Annotated in this window: 14 protein-coding genes and 1 pseudogene; 4 read left to right on the forward strand and 11 right to left on the reverse strand. The window is 58.1% G+C overall.

Annotated features, from left to right (window positions below; genetic code table 11):
- Window positions 1-72 precede the first annotated feature (72 nt).
- Entirely contained in the window at window positions 73-750 is a 678-nt protein-coding gene (locus CQ018_RS12755; protein WP_146111901.1) for a hypothetical protein, read from the forward strand.
- Between the two features lie 3 nt (window positions 751-753).
- Here the strand turns inward: CQ018_RS12755 and CQ018_RS20845 are convergent, their stop codons facing one another.
- From CQ018_RS20845 to CQ018_RS12780, 5 genes are all read right to left on the reverse strand, one after another.
- The gene (locus CQ018_RS20845; protein ID WP_181149875.1) at window positions 754-1,041 is read right to left on the reverse strand and encodes a hypothetical protein; all 288 of its coding nucleotides are present in this window, start codon (window positions 1,039-1,041) and stop codon (window positions 754-756) included.
- A 106-nt stretch (window positions 1,042-1,147) separates the two neighbouring features.
- A complete protein-coding gene (locus CQ018_RS12765; protein WP_105550380.1) occupies window positions 1,148-1,810 on the reverse strand; it encodes an ABC transporter permease in 663 nt (220 codons plus the stop codon).
- The gene (locus CQ018_RS12770; RefSeq protein WP_105550381.1) at window positions 1,807-2,490 is read right to left on the reverse strand and encodes an ABC transporter permease; all 684 of its coding nucleotides are present in this window, start codon (window positions 2,488-2,490) and stop codon (window positions 1,807-1,809) included. The genes CQ018_RS12765 and CQ018_RS12770 overlap by 4 nt, the downstream gene beginning before the upstream one ends.
- Window positions 2,487-3,560, reverse strand: coding sequence for an ABC transporter ATP-binding protein (locus CQ018_RS12775; RefSeq protein WP_105550382.1), 1,074 nt, complete (start codon window positions 3,558-3,560; stop codon window positions 2,487-2,489). Before CQ018_RS12775 ends, CQ018_RS12770 begins: the two co-directional genes overlap by 4 nt.
- A gap of 123 nt (window positions 3,561-3,683) precedes the next feature.
- Window positions 3,684-4,619 carry an ABC transporter substrate-binding protein gene (locus CQ018_RS12780; protein ID WP_105550383.1) on the reverse strand — a complete coding sequence of 312 codons (936 nt, stop codon included), beginning with the start codon at window positions 4,617-4,619 and terminating at the stop codon, window positions 3,684-3,686.
- A gap of 369 nt (window positions 4,620-4,988) precedes the next feature.
- Between CQ018_RS12780 and dprA the strand changes: the two genes are divergently transcribed.
- From dprA to CQ018_RS12795, 3 genes are all read left to right on the forward strand, one after another.
- A complete protein-coding gene (gene dprA / locus CQ018_RS12785) occupies window positions 4,989-6,269 on the forward strand; it encodes a DNA-processing protein DprA (RefSeq protein WP_105550384.1) in 1,281 nt (426 codons plus the stop codon).
- 105 nt (window positions 6,270-6,374) lie between these two features.
- Complete coding sequence (locus tag CQ018_RS12790; protein WP_258142592.1) at window positions 6,375-7,355, forward strand: tyrosine recombinase XerC; 981 nt, start codon at window positions 6,375-6,377, stop codon at window positions 7,353-7,355.
- A gap of 133 nt (window positions 7,356-7,488) precedes the next feature.
- The gene (locus CQ018_RS12795) at window positions 7,489-7,992 is read left to right on the forward strand and encodes a DUF3145 domain-containing protein (protein WP_105550385.1); all 504 of its coding nucleotides are present in this window, start codon (window positions 7,489-7,491) and stop codon (window positions 7,990-7,992) included.
- Between the two features lie 1,683 nt (window positions 7,993-9,675).
- On the opposite strand, the gene fabF is transcribed toward CQ018_RS12795, so the two are convergent.
- The 6 genes and pseudogenes from fabF to CQ018_RS12830 all read right to left on the reverse strand — a co-directional run.
- Window positions 9,676-10,914 (reverse strand): beta-ketoacyl-ACP synthase II, encoded by a 1,239-nt coding sequence (fabF, locus tag CQ018_RS12805; RefSeq protein ID WP_105550387.1) that lies wholly within the window; start codon window positions 10,912-10,914, stop codon window positions 9,676-9,678.
- A gap of 235 nt (window positions 10,915-11,149) precedes the next feature.
- A complete protein-coding gene (locus CQ018_RS12810; RefSeq protein ID WP_068733191.1) occupies window positions 11,150-11,395 on the reverse strand; it encodes an acyl carrier protein in 246 nt (81 codons plus the stop codon).
- 103 nt (window positions 11,396-11,498) lie between these two features.
- Window positions 11,499-12,554 (reverse strand): beta-ketoacyl-ACP synthase III, encoded by a 1,056-nt coding sequence (locus tag CQ018_RS12815; protein WP_105550388.1) that lies wholly within the window; start codon window positions 12,552-12,554, stop codon window positions 11,499-11,501.
- A gap of 15 nt (window positions 12,555-12,569) precedes the next feature.
- Window positions 12,570-13,493 carry an ACP S-malonyltransferase gene (locus tag CQ018_RS12820; protein ID WP_105550389.1) on the reverse strand — a complete coding sequence of 308 codons (924 nt, stop codon included), beginning with the start codon at window positions 13,491-13,493 and terminating at the stop codon, window positions 12,570-12,572.
- Between the two features lie 86 nt (window positions 13,494-13,579).
- On the reverse strand, window positions 13,580-14,836 hold the full coding sequence (locus CQ018_RS12825; RefSeq protein ID WP_105550411.1) for a CdaR family transcriptional regulator: 1,257 nt from the start codon (window positions 14,834-14,836) through the stop codon (window positions 13,580-13,582).
- A gap of 211 nt (window positions 14,837-15,047) precedes the next feature.
- Window positions 15,048-16,583: pseudogene (locus CQ018_RS12830) on the reverse strand (pyruvate dehydrogenase (acetyl-transferring), homodimeric type); the annotation flags it as partial.

Raw genomic sequence — 16,583 nt, forward strand, 5'->3', positions numbered from 1 at the left:
GGAGCATGAATGCATAGGCTGGCAGCTGATTAGTTGCGCTTACGAATTCTAGATTGGTGTTTGTCCTTTCCCATGTCACATAAACGATTTGGCTTCGGTGCCGTTGCAGCCGTACTGGCCATAAGCCTGTCCGGTTGTTCTTCGACAGGAACAGCGGCCCCGACCGATCAAGCATCGGTGTCCCCAAACTCCACCGGTACAACATCACCTGCTCCGACACCTCCAGCAAAGCCTGCACAGGAAACCGAAGCTCCAGCATCAAGCAGCCACAAGACCGCCGAACGCACGATGACGCCAGCGCCGACGGTACCTGTTGAAGGAGCTTATCCCGGTGCCGGTGGGCCGCGACCAGCACATGCGAAACCGGCTACCGCTTTCTTCAAAGGGGAGTATGGCGGCGAAGACACTGCGCTGATTATTACCCCCTCGGGCAATATCGGCTGCGACCTTAGCCCCGATTTCAGTGGCTGTGGCGTTGATTCATGGATGGAATCAGGTCTCTACATGGATCCGCGTGAGGGGTCTCTGTGGTGGGTCTACTTTGATGAGGGCAAGAAACCAACCGTTGGGCATAGGGGCGATGCGCCGCTATATATGTGGAATACTCCCAAGCCGCAGGTAGTGAACTACGGCGAGGCGATTTATTACAAGAATGATGTCTGCGCCTCTGAACAGAATGGTCTGACGTGTTGGGACACGAAGACTGGACGTGGAGCTCTGCTGAACAAGAGCGGTTATAAGGCGTTCTAAACCTCAGCGGGGCGCTACCCAGCGTTCCACGGGGTGTCCTTCTCGCGCACACAAGGTTGCGACTATAAGAGATGATGGATTTATGCATACACCAACGCAATGCTGCCATGCCGAGGACACAGGTTCGATCGAGTCTGTGTCCTCGGTGGGTTCCATCTCTTCGATAGCTTCCGCCGGATCTATTAGCTCTGTTGCATCGGCAGGGTCGATAGGATCCCTCATCTCGGCAGGTTCCATTGGATCTTTGGCTTCCGCGGGTTCCATTGGTTCCATCGCTTCGATGGGCTCCATAGGTTCGATCCTATCTATTGGAGCCGTGGGCAAAATTGGCTACCTTGGCCCATATTCGTTCCGCGTGGTGTGCTGTGCACTCGCCGTTGTCTGGCGGGCACGCGTCTCAAGCCGCGGTTAGTCGCCTGGCCGGAGAGAATCGTGCCACCAATAATGCGAGCAGTCCGTCTACTACCAGCGCCAGAGCGGTGACCAGAGCGGCACCAACCATCACCTGCCCATAGTCATATAGAGCGAGCCCGTCGAAGATGTAGCGTCCCAGTCCGCCGAGGTTTACATAGGCCGCGATGGTTGCCGTGGCAATGACCTGCAAGAGCGCGCTGCGTAGGCCACCAAGCATCAAGGGAAGCGCTAGGGGTAGTTCTACCTGCAAAATAATGCGTGAGTCTTTCATGCCCAAGGCCCTGGCCGAATCAACCACCAATGCATCCGCGTTGGCTACACCGGAATACACTCCCGCCAAGATTGGCGGAATGGCAATCAGGATCAACGCCACCAAGGGCGGGAAAAGACCTAGACCCATGAGCAGTACCAAGAGCGTCATGATGCCCAAGGACGGTAAAGCGCGCAAGGTATTGGACAGCGATACCAGCACGATCTTGCCGCGTCCGGTGTGACCAATGAACAATCCCACCGGGAACGCCACCACCAGGGCAAGTAACACGGCAAGGATCGAATACCAGAGGTGTTCTCCTAGACGCGCGGCAATTCCACCCTCGCCAACCCAATGTGAGCTCGTGCCCAGATAGCTGAGCATCTCGCCGATCATTTCTTTGCCTCGCTACCGCTCGCCGAAGCCGTTGCCGTTTCTTTGGTGGAAAGGTGCAACCAAGGGGTCAGCAACCGAGCGATCCCGGCGATCAAGCGATCAAGTAGCAATGCCAGAATCAAGATCATAATGATGCCAGCCAAAATTTGATCTGGATAGCTGCGCTGATAGCCGGAGGTGAAAAGCTGACCGAGTCCACCAATGCCAATGACCGCGCCCACCGAAACCAGCGAAACGTTTGTCACTGCTGCAACTCGAAGCCCCGCGGCCAGGGGGCCCAACGATAGTGGCAGGTCAATCAGCAGCCTGCGGCGTATGGGCGAATAACCCACGGCTTCTGCGGCGTTGAGCACCTGCGCCGGAACCGCATCAAGGGCATCAAAGACCGTACGAACTAACAAAGACGCCGAATACAGGCTCAAGGCGATCACCACATTGAGCGGATCCAAAATCTGGGTACCCAAAATTGAAGGAAGCACAACAAAGAGGGCGAGCGAGGGGATAGTGAATACCGCGCTGGCAAGGGTGGTGATAATGCTGCGCGCTCGCCGTCGGTTTCCAAAGACCAATCCGAGTACTAGTGCTGCGACTAGTCCGGCGATGATAGGGATGATCGACAGGTAGAGGTGCTCACGGGTCAGTTCCCAGGTCTGCTCGGTGTTGTTGAGGATCCAGTTCATGCCCGAGGCTCCAAGCTGAGCTTTGGAGCCAGTCTGGGTGAAAGATCCTCCAGGGTAATCCACGAGGTTGGATCACCGTGAACATCGGTGAGCAGAGCGGCACCCACGGGGGATGCCAAGATGGCGTCTAGGGCCTCTCGCAGGGTATCTGTGCGTCTCACGGGGGTGGACACCGGGTAGCGCTGGCCCGACTCATTGACCCACGATGCACTTGCGGTCGTGTGGCCTAGATCCAAGGCCCAGCCGGGCGCGAGCGTGGTGGCATTGATGAGGCCATCGGCTCCCGGGATGGGTAGCGCGGTGGAAGGGACTTGTCCCAGGGGTTCAAAGGATAGGGAGCGGAATCCGCGATCCTTGGACACCATTGATTGTACAAAGTCGTTGGCCGGACGAGTCAGGATTTCTAGGGGTGTTGAGTACTGCTGCAGAGTACCGCCCGGTGCCATGACCGCGATCTTGTCCCCGAGCAGTAAGGCCTCGTCAATGTCGTGGGTGACCATGACGATTGTCTTCTTGATTTCTGCCTGGAGCCGGCGAACCTCTTGCTGTAACTCGTCGCGCACAATCGGGTCCACGGCGCTAAAAGGCTCATCCATGAGCAGAATCGGTGGATCGGCAGCCAGTGCGCGGGCGACTCCCACGCGTTGTTGCTGGCCACCGGAGAGCTGGGCCGGGAAACGCTTGGCCAGTGAGGTATCAAGACCTACTCGTTCCATGGCTTCGAATGCCTTGGCCCGTGCGTTCTTCTTGTCCAATCCTAGGAGTCGTTGGACGGTGGCGATATTGTCGATAACGCTCCGGTGTGGGAAGAGCCCACCATTTTGCATGACATAGCCGATGCCAAGACGCAGGGAGACCGGCCGGATTTCTGCGATGTCGTTTCCATCTAGCAGGATACGGCCGCTGGTGGGAGTGACCATGGCATTGATCATGCGCATGGTTGTGGTCTTACCGCAGCCGCTGGGCCCCACCAAGACCGTGAAGGAGCCTGTTGCAATGTTCAGGCTGAGGTTTTCGACGGCTTGGGTGCCCCCGGGGTAGGTTTTGCTCACTGATTCAAAGGTGATCATCGGTGTTTTGTGTCCCTTCCGGGAAATTAAAATCCCCGTGTTTTGGGGAAAAGTGAGGGTTGGTCACCGGCGGGCAACGGAAACCAACCCCCATTCGAACGTGTGTTCTATTCTGTTGTTCGGCTACTTCCCGATCAAGCCCTGAGCCTTGAGCCAATCGATGGCAGCGGTTTTCGGCTCGGTCTTAGTGTCCCCGGAAACTGCCTCGTTGAGCTTGATGAGTTCGGTGGTGCTGAGCTTGGCCGAAACCGCATCGATCGCCTCGATGGCCTTCATGTCAAGCTTGTCCTTCGCCGCCACCGGGATCACCTGCTGGGCGGGGAAATTATTTTTCGGGTCTTCGAGTACCACTAGATCATTGGCGGGAATCGCGGTCGAAGTTGTAAAGATGTTTGCCGCGCTGACCGTGCCATCAAGCAACGCCTTCACGGTAGCTGGACCGCCACCATCGGCAATTGGCACAAACTTCGAAGGCTCAACACCGTAATGAGTCGCAAGACCCGGTAGACCGACCGGGCGCTCCTTGAACTCTGGAGGACCAGCAATGCTCAGCTCCGCATTATGAGCCTTCAAATCACCAATGGTCTTGAGATTCCATTTCTCGGCCGTCGCACGGGTGACAACAACAGCATCCTTATCCTCCGCCGAGGCCGGGGTGAAGGCCGTGAGGCTCTTGGCTAATAAGGCCGCGGGAAGCGCATTCAAGATTGATGCAGGAGTACTGACATCCGCCTTCGGATCCAAGAAGAGCAACAAGTTGCCGGTGTAGTCGGGGATCAGATCAATTGACCCATCGGTCAGCGCGGGAATGTATGCTTCGCGGCTGCCGATATTGAACTTGGTTTCAACCGTAAACCCCTGGTCCTTCAGGGTTTCGGCGTATAGGTTGCCAATGATCTCCGATTCAACGAAATTCGCGGAGGAAACGGTCAGTGTCGAAGATGAGCCACCTCCGCTGGACTCCGGAGCTTTCGTGGGATCTGAACAACCGCTGAGCATCAATGCGCCAGCAAGAACCGAAACGGTTGCCAGGAGTGGAAGTCTTCGTTTATTAGTCATCGTTCGCCTGAATTCGTTAGCTAGAAACTGTCCGGAATCACAATCCTGGCTCCACCCATGGAGCGAAGCCACCTCTCCATCGTTGCCTACATGGCAGGCCACAAGCAATATTTAAGCATCATCGAACACAAATCCAGCTATCGGCAGAACTCTTTTCCACGCACACCCTCAGCTCTTACCCGCACAAGCCCCACGCTCAGAAGCCAAAGAATCGTGCGATCCACAGCTACCCCGGGACAATGCAGCGATAGCCACCAACGCATCCACACTAATTCTCAACCACCCCCCTCACACCTGCCAGCCAAGAACATTGCACCAGGTACCAGCCAGTGAGGAGGTAATGCAACAGAAGAGAAATGGACGGCCACCATGAATGACCCTCAAACCACTGTCACCGATGAAAAGCTCGCCCGCGCAGGACTAACCCGCATCATCGAACCCAACGACCAAACAGGCACCGCACTTATCGAGATCCTCGGCGCCGTCGAAGCCTACAGCCTCGTCTGCAACCACACAGGCCCGGCCCCCGCACACACCCAGCAGCAAATCGCAGACCTACTCGACGCCAACGGAGCCAACAAAGCGACCCTGCGCCTCAACGCGGGACTAGAGCGCTGGAGAGCACGAGCAAACAACACCAACCCCCATGCAGATCTGCAATTGATCAAGAACATGGGAGGCGGCATCCTCACCCCCACCGACCCCAACTGGCCCCAAGGCTTCGAATCCCTCCAACTCGCAGCCCCCATAGCACTCTGGTATCGAGGTAACGCCAACACCCAGGTCCTCCACGACCCCAAAACCCTCCTCGCCATCGTCGGCTCCCGCGACGCAACAGAATACGGACGCACCATCACCGCAGAAATCAGCGCGGGACTCGTCACCAAGGGAATCTGCATCGTCTCCGGAGGCGCCTACGGCATCGACGCCAAAGCCCACGAAGCAGCGCTCGCCGAAGACCCACCACTAGGAACCGACCCATCTAGACCCAACACCATCGCCGTCATGGCAGGGGGACTAGACCGCCTCTACCCGGCAGGAAACGAAGACCTCCTCTTCCGCATCCACCGCCACGGACTACTCATCGCCGAAGTAGCACCCGGCACCACACCCTCACGCTGGCGCTTCCTGCAACGCAACCGGCTCATCGCCGCCCTCTGCGCAGCAACCATCGTCACCGAAGCCCGCTGGCGCTCAGGCGCCCTCAGCACCGCCCACCACGCAGCAGAAATGGGCAGAGACGTCGGAGCCACCCCAGGCTCCATTTACTCGGCCAACTCAGCAGGATGCCACCGCCTCATCCGCGAGGGAGCAGCAACACTGATCACCGACGCCACAGAAGCCCTCGAACTACTCGGAACCCTCCACGACCAACCAACCCCAGAAGAAGCAAACCCCACCAAAGAACCAGATCGCCGAGACCACGACGACCTCACCATCCAAGACATGCTCCTACTCGACGCGCTACCCACCCGCAACGCACGCACCGTAGACGAACTAGCCAGCAGAGCAGGACTCGGCATCGGCTCCATCCTCGGGGGACTGACCCGCCTCACCACGCGCGGACTCACCGAACGCAAAGACAATGGCTGGATCCGCCGCTACCCCAACGGGAAACAAACACACCTAGGCAAACCAACCCCATCATGAGAGAACTTCCCTACAAGGGGGGAGTAAAGACATCCACCTGTCCCCACGGACCCCCACGGCGTGGCGCAACCACCCACACGCACCCCCACGCGAGATGGTAGAGACGTGCCAACAAAACCCAAACAAACCCCCAAACCCGTCGAAATCCCCACCGCGCTCAAAAACGCCCACGACGGATACCTCAGACACCTGGCACTCGAACGCTCACGCAGCGAACACACACTCCGCGCCTACAGCACAGACATCACCAATCTGTACACCTACGCAATCCCACGAGGCACCACAAACCTCCACGGCGTAGACCTTCCACTCCTACGCACCTGGCTCATGAGCCTCGCCGAAAACGGCCTCAGCCGCACCACCATCTCCCGACGCTCATCAACCATCCGCTCCTTCCTCGCCTGGGCACTACGCGAAAACCTCATCACCACAAACCCGGCAACACGCCTCCAATCACCCAAACGCGAACAACGCCTCCCACACGTCCTCCAAACAAACCAAATAAACCGACTCTTCGACCCACAAGCCCCAGAAGCCAGCACCCAAACATCTGTCAAAGAACCAACCCCACTCGAACAAGCCATCAAAACCCGCAACACTCTCATCCTCGAACTGCTCTACGCAACAGCAATCCGCGTCGGCGAACTCGTCTCCCTCGACACAACCAACATCGACCTGGACCGACGCACCCTACGAGTCATCGGCAAGGGCGACAAAGAACGCACGGTTCCCTTCGGTCAACCGGCACAGCATGCCATCGAAAAATACCTCCGCCATGCACGCCCCACACTCAAAAACCAGCACTCAGCAAACGCACTACTTCTCGGCGCCCGCGGGAAACGCCTTGACCCCCGCCAAGCCCGCCAAGTAGTCTCCGAAGCGCTCGCCGATCTCGGGGATACCGCTGCCCGCGGACCACACGCATTACGTCATACGGCCGCCACACATTTGTTGGATCGTGGCGCGGATCTGCGTGCCGTACAAGAAATATTGGGACACTCTTCCCTTGCCACCACGCAGTTGTATACGCACGTTTCGGTCGAACGGCTCAAGGAAAGCTACCAACGGGCCCATCCTCGTGCATAAGCAGAAGTCACGTGCCAAAGCAAGTGGTTGCACCGCGTATAATCATGCTGAATACTAAAGTAGGATTTTGAGTTCTTCGAGAAGTTGATGTTGGCGTTGGGGAAGACGTTCCAACAGCACATCGGAGGATGGTATGTCTGAAGCAATGACCAGGGGCGTACTCTTTGTACACTCAGCCCCTTCAGCGTTGTGCCCACATATTGAGTGGGCCATCGGTTCGGTTGTCGAGCAACGCACCGACTTACACTGGAGCGAACAAAGCGCTGCACCCGGAATGTCTCGGGCCGAGGTCAACTGGACCGGTAAGCCCGGCACCGGAGCGCTGTTAGCATCCGCACTGCGCGGATGGGCTCACCTGCGTTACGAAGTGACCGAGGAGGCGAGTCCCGGTGTTGACTCATCGCGCTGGTCACACACCCCCGAGCTCGGCATTTTCCATGCGACCACCGATGCTGCAGGAAACATCATGGTTTCCGAAGAGCGCATTCGTTGGGCCTATGAGAAGGGTGCCGGAGATCCGGCCATCGTCTATCAGGAGCTTTCAATTGCACTGGGTGAAGCCTGGGATGAAGAGCTCGAGCCATTCCGCTACGCCGCGGAGGGCGCGCCAGTGCGCTGGTTGCATCAGGTGATCTAACACCCCAATTTCAGAGCTACGATTCTGAGTGAAGCCCGCGTGTCCACTAGCTTGAGGACGCACGGGCTTCACTTATATGGCCGATATTGCGCCTAATCATTGAGTAGTTGTTTTCACCCAATACGTACTCTTAGCCCTCGACGCAGTGTACGAAAGTAGGACGGTCTGGGTTCCTTTTTGGTTGCGTTAAAATGCTCCCCCAGCACGGCTTCGTCATTGAAGGCTCATGAGTCGGAAAGAATTCCTATTTTGATCCGCAGTCTTCATGAGGAGCGCAAAAATTTGATGCCCATGCAGAATAGGTAAGTCGTAATATTGCGCGGTACTGATGAACTCTGGATCCGGTCCAACGTTTTCTGCGGTTAGTTGAACCAAGTCGTTACGTCCCGGTGCTAGGTCTAGGTCAGTTCGCCGATCCCAGTACGCCCAGCAACGCCCCTGCAGTGTTTTTGAATCATAGTTGAGTCCCAAAGGCTCGGAACCATCATCGAGTATCTGATTTCGAATAAGGTGCGCAATTAGAGTGGTTAGGTCTCGGTCTTCACCCGTGATTGACCCGCTGGTGAGTAATTGTAATTTCGCTCCAAAACCGTTGAATTTTGAGTCAAAGGATTCAATTGCTCGAAGCGTGTCTGGATGGTCAACGTGAACCCAGCACCCCTTGCCGCGACAACCGAATCTCGTAGACTGAGCGATCCATCTGCCAGTCTAAGGAGATGGCCCAGGTGGGCATCGATGCCGTTTGCTGAAGCTTCTTCTAAGACTTTGTCCACGTACTTTCTAGGATCCCAGCCGATGGATTCTGCGACTTTTGTAATAGCGGCTCTACTCTGGCGGAATCCGCTCAAGACTTCGGAGTAGGCGCAACGGCGAGAATCGGCCAAATAGATTGTGGAACCCAGGCTGTCGTAACGCCCCCTCGCAGGTTCGAGAGCCAATGGTTTCTATCATGCTGCGAAAGTGTCGTTCACGAATGCCTCCGAAGCGCCGATAACATCACGTGCCAAGTTCTTTTGAATGAAAAGTATCGGGAGTTCCTCATCTAGTCTTGGGTTGGCTCCCATGAGCCAAGCAAGCACAAGATTTTTTTCCGTCTGCGTGTTCTAGAGTTTTCCAGACCCGGTATCCAAGCCTTAATCGTGTTTCAACTTCCGGACGCGGTTCGGGTCCGTCTGGTTTTGCCCATTTTGTGGGGGATGTACGATCCTTGACCCCGGCCATGGACTGAACAATTGTGGTACCCAAGTTTTTATTGAGTTCGCTTACTATGTCGTGGATGTTCATGCGAGTCGAATCGACGTGGATGAGGTTCCTAATAGTTGCTTCCATATCTTGCATGTGACAGAAAAGCTTCTATAAATCAACAGAAAAGTATCGTAAAAGTACTTACAGATTGAGATCTAAAAACTGTAGGCCGCCTACAGATATGACGACCAAAGACGGGGTTATGTTGGCTCGATAGATGTCGGTAATCCCCGACAAGTAAAGAGGTGAGCCGAGCATTACTTTCCCACCTGTCTCGTGAAAACCTACCCTTTGGTCTAAAGCCCCTTCACGTTGGATTTCAAGACGTACCGTAAGCCGTGAAATGCACGCAAAAAGCCGGGGCCGATCCCGCATCCAGTCATGGACACGGAACCGACCCCGGATTACAGGGAGACCTCGCGGGCCCACCATGTGGAATTAGACGCTGCGAATGGCAACCACTGCGTTGTGACCACCAAAGCCGAACGAGTTATTCAGCGCAACGATCGAACCTTCCGGAAGCTCGCGCGGGGTGCCCGTAACGACATCCAACGGAATTTCCGGGTCCTGGTTTTCGAGGTTGATGGTCACAGGTGCCTTGCGGTGGTGAATGGCAAGAACCGTCAGCACCGACTCAACGGCACCCGAGGCACCGAGCAGGTGGCCCATCTGCGACTTGGTGGCCGAGACGCACACGTTATCAAGCTGAGTACCAAGGGCTGCGCGCAGCGCGGTGTACTCCGGCTTGTCTCCCACCGGGGTGGAGGTGGCGTGTGCGTTGACGTGAACAACGTCCTCTGGCTGAATACGGCCATCGAACATTGCTGCCTTCAGCGCGCGCGTGGCGCCAAGGCCCTGTGGGTCCGGGGCGGTGATGTGGTACGCGTCCGCAGTTACCGAGGTGCCCGCAAGTTCGGCATAGATTGTCGCGCCGCGAGCGATAGCGTGCTCTTCGGCCTCAAGAACCAATGCGCCGGCGCCCTCGCCCATGACAAAGCCGTCACGGTCAATGTCGTACGGGCGTGATGCGTGCTCGGGATCATCGTTGCGCTTGGACAATGCCTGCATGGCAGCGAACGAAGCCATCGGCATCGGGTGGATCGCCGCTTCGGCGCCACCACACATCACCACATCTGCCTTGCCCGAGCGAATCAGTTCAAGACCGATGTGCATTGCTTCGGTACCCGAGGCGCACGCGGAAACCGGGGTGTGCGCACCGGCACGGGCGCCAAGATCAAGCGAGACCGCAGCTGCCGGGCCGTTAGGCATCAGCATCGGTACGGTCATCGGAAGCACGCGGCGCGGGCCCTTTTCCTTGAGGGTGTCCCAGGCATCGAGCAGCGTCCATACCCCACCAATGCCCGTGGCAAAGGCAACGGCCAAGCGGTCGTGGTCCATCTCTTCGATGCCGGCATCTTTCCAGGCTTCGCGTGCCGCAACGACTGCGAACTGGGTTGAAGGATCCATGCGCTTCATTTCCACGCGGGAGAGCACCTCGGAGGCCGGGTTGGAGGCCTTGGCGGCAAACTTCACCGGAAGGTTGTAAGTTTCAACCCATTCGTCGGGCAGCGTGTGAGCACCCGAAACACCCTTCAGGGCGTTGGCCCAGAGGGTCGGGACGTCTCCGCCGATGGGGGTGGTGGCACCGAGGCCGGTGATGACAACTTTGCGAGCCATGAGGTAACTCTCTACTGGTTGGGGCGAAGCGACTAGCGAGGCTAGTACACGGTCAATGCGTCGGTTTGCGGCAGTTTAGCCGCAAGAATCCGGAATTGACCAAAAGTCTAGAAATCGGTTGCTAAACCGGTAGTACTACATCGGGCTACATGGCCCGCGAGGGGGGTGATTGAACCGCGTTGGTGGGGCCCACAACTAGGTAAACCCCACCAACGCGGTTCAATCAAAAGCCAGCTTAGGCCTGTGCGCCTGCAATGAAGTTCACTGCATCTGCAACGGTCTTAAGGTTCTTGACCTCTTCGTCCGGGATCTTTACGTCGAACTTTTCTTCGGCGTTGACGACGATGGTCATCATCGAGATGGAGTCGATGTCCAGGTCCTCGGTGAAGGACTTGTCCATTTCAACTGCCTCGGTGGCAAGACCGGTCTCTTCGTTGACGATCTCGGCCAAGCCGGCCAGAATCTCTTCGTTGCTAGCCATGATGGCTCCTTTTCTGTTTTTGCCGAGTTTGTAGCCCGACGACTATTCAAACCGCGAAAGCTGCGGTCCGGTATTTGGGAGGGAAAACCCTTCAGGCTTAAGCCTAGGGCAGGACTACTACCTGTGCGCCGAAGACAAGGCCCGCGCCGAAGCCAATCTGCAGTGCCAGTCCACCGGAAAGTTCCGGGTTTTCCTTCAGCATGCGGTCCATGGCCATCGGAATTGAGGCGGCCGAGGTATTGCCAGCGTTAGCAATATCTCGGGCTACGGTAACGCTCTCGGGAAGTTTGAGCTGCTTGACCATCTCGTCGATGATGCGCATATTTGCCTGGTGCGGGATGAAGGCCGCCAGATCCTCGGCGGTGACGCCCGCCTCGGCAAGTGCTTTCTTAGCCATCTTGGCCATTTCCCACACGGCCCAGCGGAAGACCGTCTGGCCGTCCTGGCGCAGTGTTGGCCACAGCTGGGCCTCGGTGCCGGCCACCAGGGCGGTGCCCTCGGGGGAGGATTCGGCCTGCAGGACCGCATCGCGCAGATCTAGCTGAGAGTGGGTCATTCCGATGGCCGACCACTTGGAGCCATCCGAGCCCCAGACCGACGGGGAAATGCCCGGAATGTCAGAGGGACCGATGACGACAGCACCGGCGCCGTCACCGAGCAGGAAAGAGATGGTGCGTTCGTGGTTGTCGATCACATCGGAGAGCTTCTCCGCGCCGACCACCAGGACGTATTCAGCGGTGCCGGAGCGAACCAGCGAGTCGGCCTGTGCCACGCCGTAGCAGTAGCCTGCGCAGGCGGCCGAGATATCAAACGCCGGGGCCGGGGTGGCGCCGATGCGATCGGCAAGCGCTGCGGCTGCCGAGGGGGTTGCGTAGGGGAAGGTCACCGTGGAGACGATGACGGCACCGAGCTGGCTGGCTTCGATGCCTGCCGAAGCCAAGGCTTCGCGGGCAGCGCCCTCTGCCATGTCCAACAGCGAGGTGTTTTCATCCGCGCGGGCACGGGTGATGATGCCGGTGCGCTGCTGGATCCACTCATCTGAGGAATCGATCCACTGGCATACATCGTCATTGGTGACGATGGTATCCGGGCGGAAGGAGCCTACACCGTGGATACGGCTGAATTCACGCGTGGGATTCTGCTTCATTACTACGCTCATGATGATTGATCTTCCTTAAACTTGGGTGTGCTCGGCGACAAAGGCGCGAGCAGCTTCGAGGTCTTCGGGGGACTTCAAAGCAAGAGTTGGAATGCCTTTGAGGCCGCGGCGTGCAAGGCCTACGAGGGTTCCGGCCGGTGGAAGCTCGATAATTCCGGTGACCCCGCGGGCCGCGAGTTCTTCCATGCACAGATCCCAGCGCACCGGGCGGGAAACTTGAGCCACCAGTGAGGCCAGGTTGGCGGTGCCATCGGCAACCGCCAAGCCGTCAAAGTTTGAGAGCAGCGTGGTGGCTGGATCCGCGGGAGTCAACGATGTTGAGAGTTCCTCGAGTACGTTCACCGCCGGAGCCATGTGGTGGGTGTGGAACGCGCCGGCAACCTTGAGTGGAATCACTCGTGCCTTGGCCGGGGGATGAGCGGCAAAGGTTTCGATCTGTTCGATGGTGCCTGCGGCAACGATCTGACCGCCGCCATTTGCGTTGGCCGGTGTCAGGCCCGCTGCAAGGATTGCCGCATTGACTTCCTCGGCGTCGCCGCCAAGTACCGCTGCCATGCCGGTGGGGGTCGCCGCAGCGGCAAGGGCCATGGCGTTTGCACGTTCACGAACAAAGACCATCGAGTCTTTTTCGCTCAGGGCGCCGGCAAGGGCAGTCGCGGTAATTTCTCCCACCGAGTGACCGGCAAGCACGGTATTGCCCGGCAGCGTGTCACCAAAGAGTGCACGGGCGGCAATGAGGCCGGCGGCAACGATCAGTGGCTGCGCTACGGCAGTGTCCTTGATGGTCTCCTCATCCGAGAGGGTTCCGTGAGTCGTCAGGTCACGGTTGGTGATGGCGGAAAGTTCGTTCAGGTGTTCGGAAACACCGGGAACTTCAAGCCACGGAGAAAGGAATCCGGGGGTCTGAGAGCCCTGTCCTGGGCACACGATTGCTAGCACTACTCCAGCTTTCCAAAGAAGTCATTCACTGCGGCTGTTTTCGCACACCGACTTGCGGGCATGCTTTTGTATGAATCCTACAAGATTTATTGGGTGCTTCGCTGATTGTTTGGCCGCGTTTCGGGATGGTTTTGTTCTGTTTCGGCATCTAAGCGGCCCACCACCAGTGCCGTTTGCAACACAAAAGCCTCGCGCGGGACTAGAGGATCCCACCCCGTTACATCGCACACGCGCTTGAGTCGGTAGCGCACGGTATTTGCATGAACGAACAGTTCGCGAGCCGTTCCCTCCAAGGAATGGCCCAGCGATAAGTAGCTTGAAAGGGTTTCAATGAGACCGTTTCCCGCCTTGATGAGTGGGTCGTAAATCCCATTGACTAGTGCATGGCGCGCCTCAACATCGTTGTTCATCACGCGTTCGGGCCATAGGTCATCGGCCGCCACGGGGCGTGGAGCCAGTGGCCAGGCCTTGGCCGCGGCAATTGCGGCAAAAGCCGCCTGTGCGCAGGTTGAGGCTTCCTTCAACGTCGGTGCGGTGGGGCTATACACCACCGGACCCTCGCCAAAGAACGAGGCAAGACGGTCGATGCCGGCGCGGTCCGAATCCACGCCACCGAGCATCAGGATGGCACGTTCACCATGTACTCCCACCAGGGAATCACGGGCGTAGCGGGTTGCCGCGCGGCGCAGTTCGCTCACGAATCCTACCTGGGACGAGGTAGGGGTGGCACCGATCATCACCAGAATGTTTTCGTGGGATTTCCAGCCCACGGCAGCAATACGAGAGCGCAAGGAATCTTGAGATTCTCCCCGCATCACCGCATCGACGACTAATGCTTCGAGCCGCGAGTCCCAGGCGCCACGGGTTTCTGCGGCACGAGCGTAAACATCTGCAGCGGCAAAGGCGACCTCACGTGAGTAGCGCAGCACCGCCTCGCGTAGCTGGGTCTGTTCGGCCTCCGGTGCAATGTCGGGGACCTGAGATTCGACGACCTCAACGATGGTTCGGATCAGCTGCAAGGCCTTTTGCAAGCTGATCGAGCGGGTCAGCTCGGTGGGGGCGGCACCAAAGACATCGTTGATGACCCATTGCGGGGATGTGGTGGGCCGTTCGTACCAGGAGACAAATGAGGCAATGCCCTTTTGCGCAACAAGACCAAGAGCCGCACGTTCCTCGGGGCGTAGCCCGCGATACCACGGCAGCGACTGATCAAGGTGTTTGAGCGCAACTGTCGAAAGTACACCCAGGTGTTGTTTGAGTCGTTTGAGTGTTTCGGGGCTTGCCTTGGCCTGGCGGAACGGTCTAATCCGTTGGCTTGGATTCACCATGTGCTCATCACTCATGAATACGAGCATAACCATCATGGGGCCGCCAACACGATTTTGTAGTGTTCTTACAAAGAAACCAATCCTGGTGCACAAGCCGCCGGGGCTGCGTTTGGACACTTAGGCGGGCTTGTCAGGACGCTAGATAGTGAGCTACGTAGAAGGCGGCGGAAACCGATCCCGTGAGGAAAGGTTTCCGCCGCCATCTTGCGACTAGCTGGTGATGCCCTTAGGCGTCACCACCGGCGTTTCCGCTGGTTCCCGCGTTGACATCGTCAAGCTGGTACTTGGCGAATGCTGCTCCAGGAGCCGATGCATCAACCTCGCCACGCTTGGCAAGCATCTGCAGGGTACGCACCACGACCGAGTGCGCGTCGATCTTGAAGAAGCGACGTGCGGCGGCACGGGTATCGGAGAAACCGAAGCCGTCGGCGCCCAGGGTGGCAAATTCGTTGGGAACGAACTGGCGGATCTGGTCAGGCACTGCCTTCATGTAGTCGGTGACCGCAACGATCGGACCGGTGGCGCCAGCAAGCTGCTGAGCCACGAACGGCACACGCGGTGCGGCGGCCGGGTTCAGGAAGGCTTCTTCCTCTGCCGCAAGACCGTCGCGACGCAGCTCGTTCCAGGAGGTTACCGACCAAACATCTGCCGAGACACCCCATTCTTCGGCAAGGATACGCTGGGCCTCAATGGTCCATGGCACCGCTACACCGGAGGCGAGCAGCTGGGCACGTGGCCCATCGACCTTGGCCGGGGAGACCAGGTAGATGCCGCGCTTGATGCCCTCGATGTCCAGGTTTTCTGGTTCCTTGGGCTGCTGGTACGGCTCGTTGTACAGCGTGATGTAGTACATCACGTTTGGATCCTCGTGCGCCCCACCGTACATACGCTCAAGACCATCGCGCACGATGTGTCCGATCTCGTAACCGTACGCAGGATCGTAAGTGATCACTGCCGGGTTGGTGGAAGCCAAGATCGGGGAGTGGCCATCGGCGTGCTGCAGGCCCTCACCGGTCAGCGTGGTCCGTCCGGCGGTGGCGCCCATGATGAACCCGCGGGTCATCTGGTCCGCGGCTGCCCAGAAGGCATCGCCGGTGCGCTGGAAGCCGAACATCGAGTAGAACACGTAGATCGGGATCAACGGCTCGTCGTGCGTTGCGTAGGCGGTGCCGGCGGCGGTGAATGCCGCTACCGCGCCTGCCTCGTTAATGCCCGGGTGGATCAGCTGACCGGCAGGGGATTCCTTGTAGGCAAGAACTAGTTCGCGGTCCACCGAGAGGTAGTTCTGACCGGCCGGGTTGTAGATCTTTGCGGTCGGGAAGAACGCATCCATACCGAAGGTGCGGGACTCATCCGGAACCACCGGAACCACACGCTTGCCAAATTCCTTATCGCGCATCAAATCCTTGAGCAGGCGCACGAACGCCATGGTGGTGGCCGCCTGCTGCTTGCCCGAACCGCGCGATGCGGTCTCATACGCCTTGTCCTCGGGGAGGTGAATCTCCTTGGATTTTGTGCGGCGTGAAGGAACTGCGCCACCGAGGGCGGCACGGCGTTCCATCATGTACTTGTACTCGGCCGAATCCTGGGTTGGACGGTAGTACGGAGGCATGTATGGGTCTGCCTCGAGCTGCTCGTCGGTGATCGGGATACGCAGGTGATCGCGGAAGCCCTTGAGGTCTTCCAGGGTCATCTTCTTCATCTGGTGCGTTGCGTTACGCGCCTCAAAGTGCGGACCCAGGCCGTAACCCTTAACCGTCTT

The sequence above is a fragment of the Arthrobacter sp. MYb227 genome, from assembly GCF_002975435.1.
Lineage (GTDB): Bacteria > Actinomycetota > Actinomycetes > Actinomycetales > Micrococcaceae > Paeniglutamicibacter.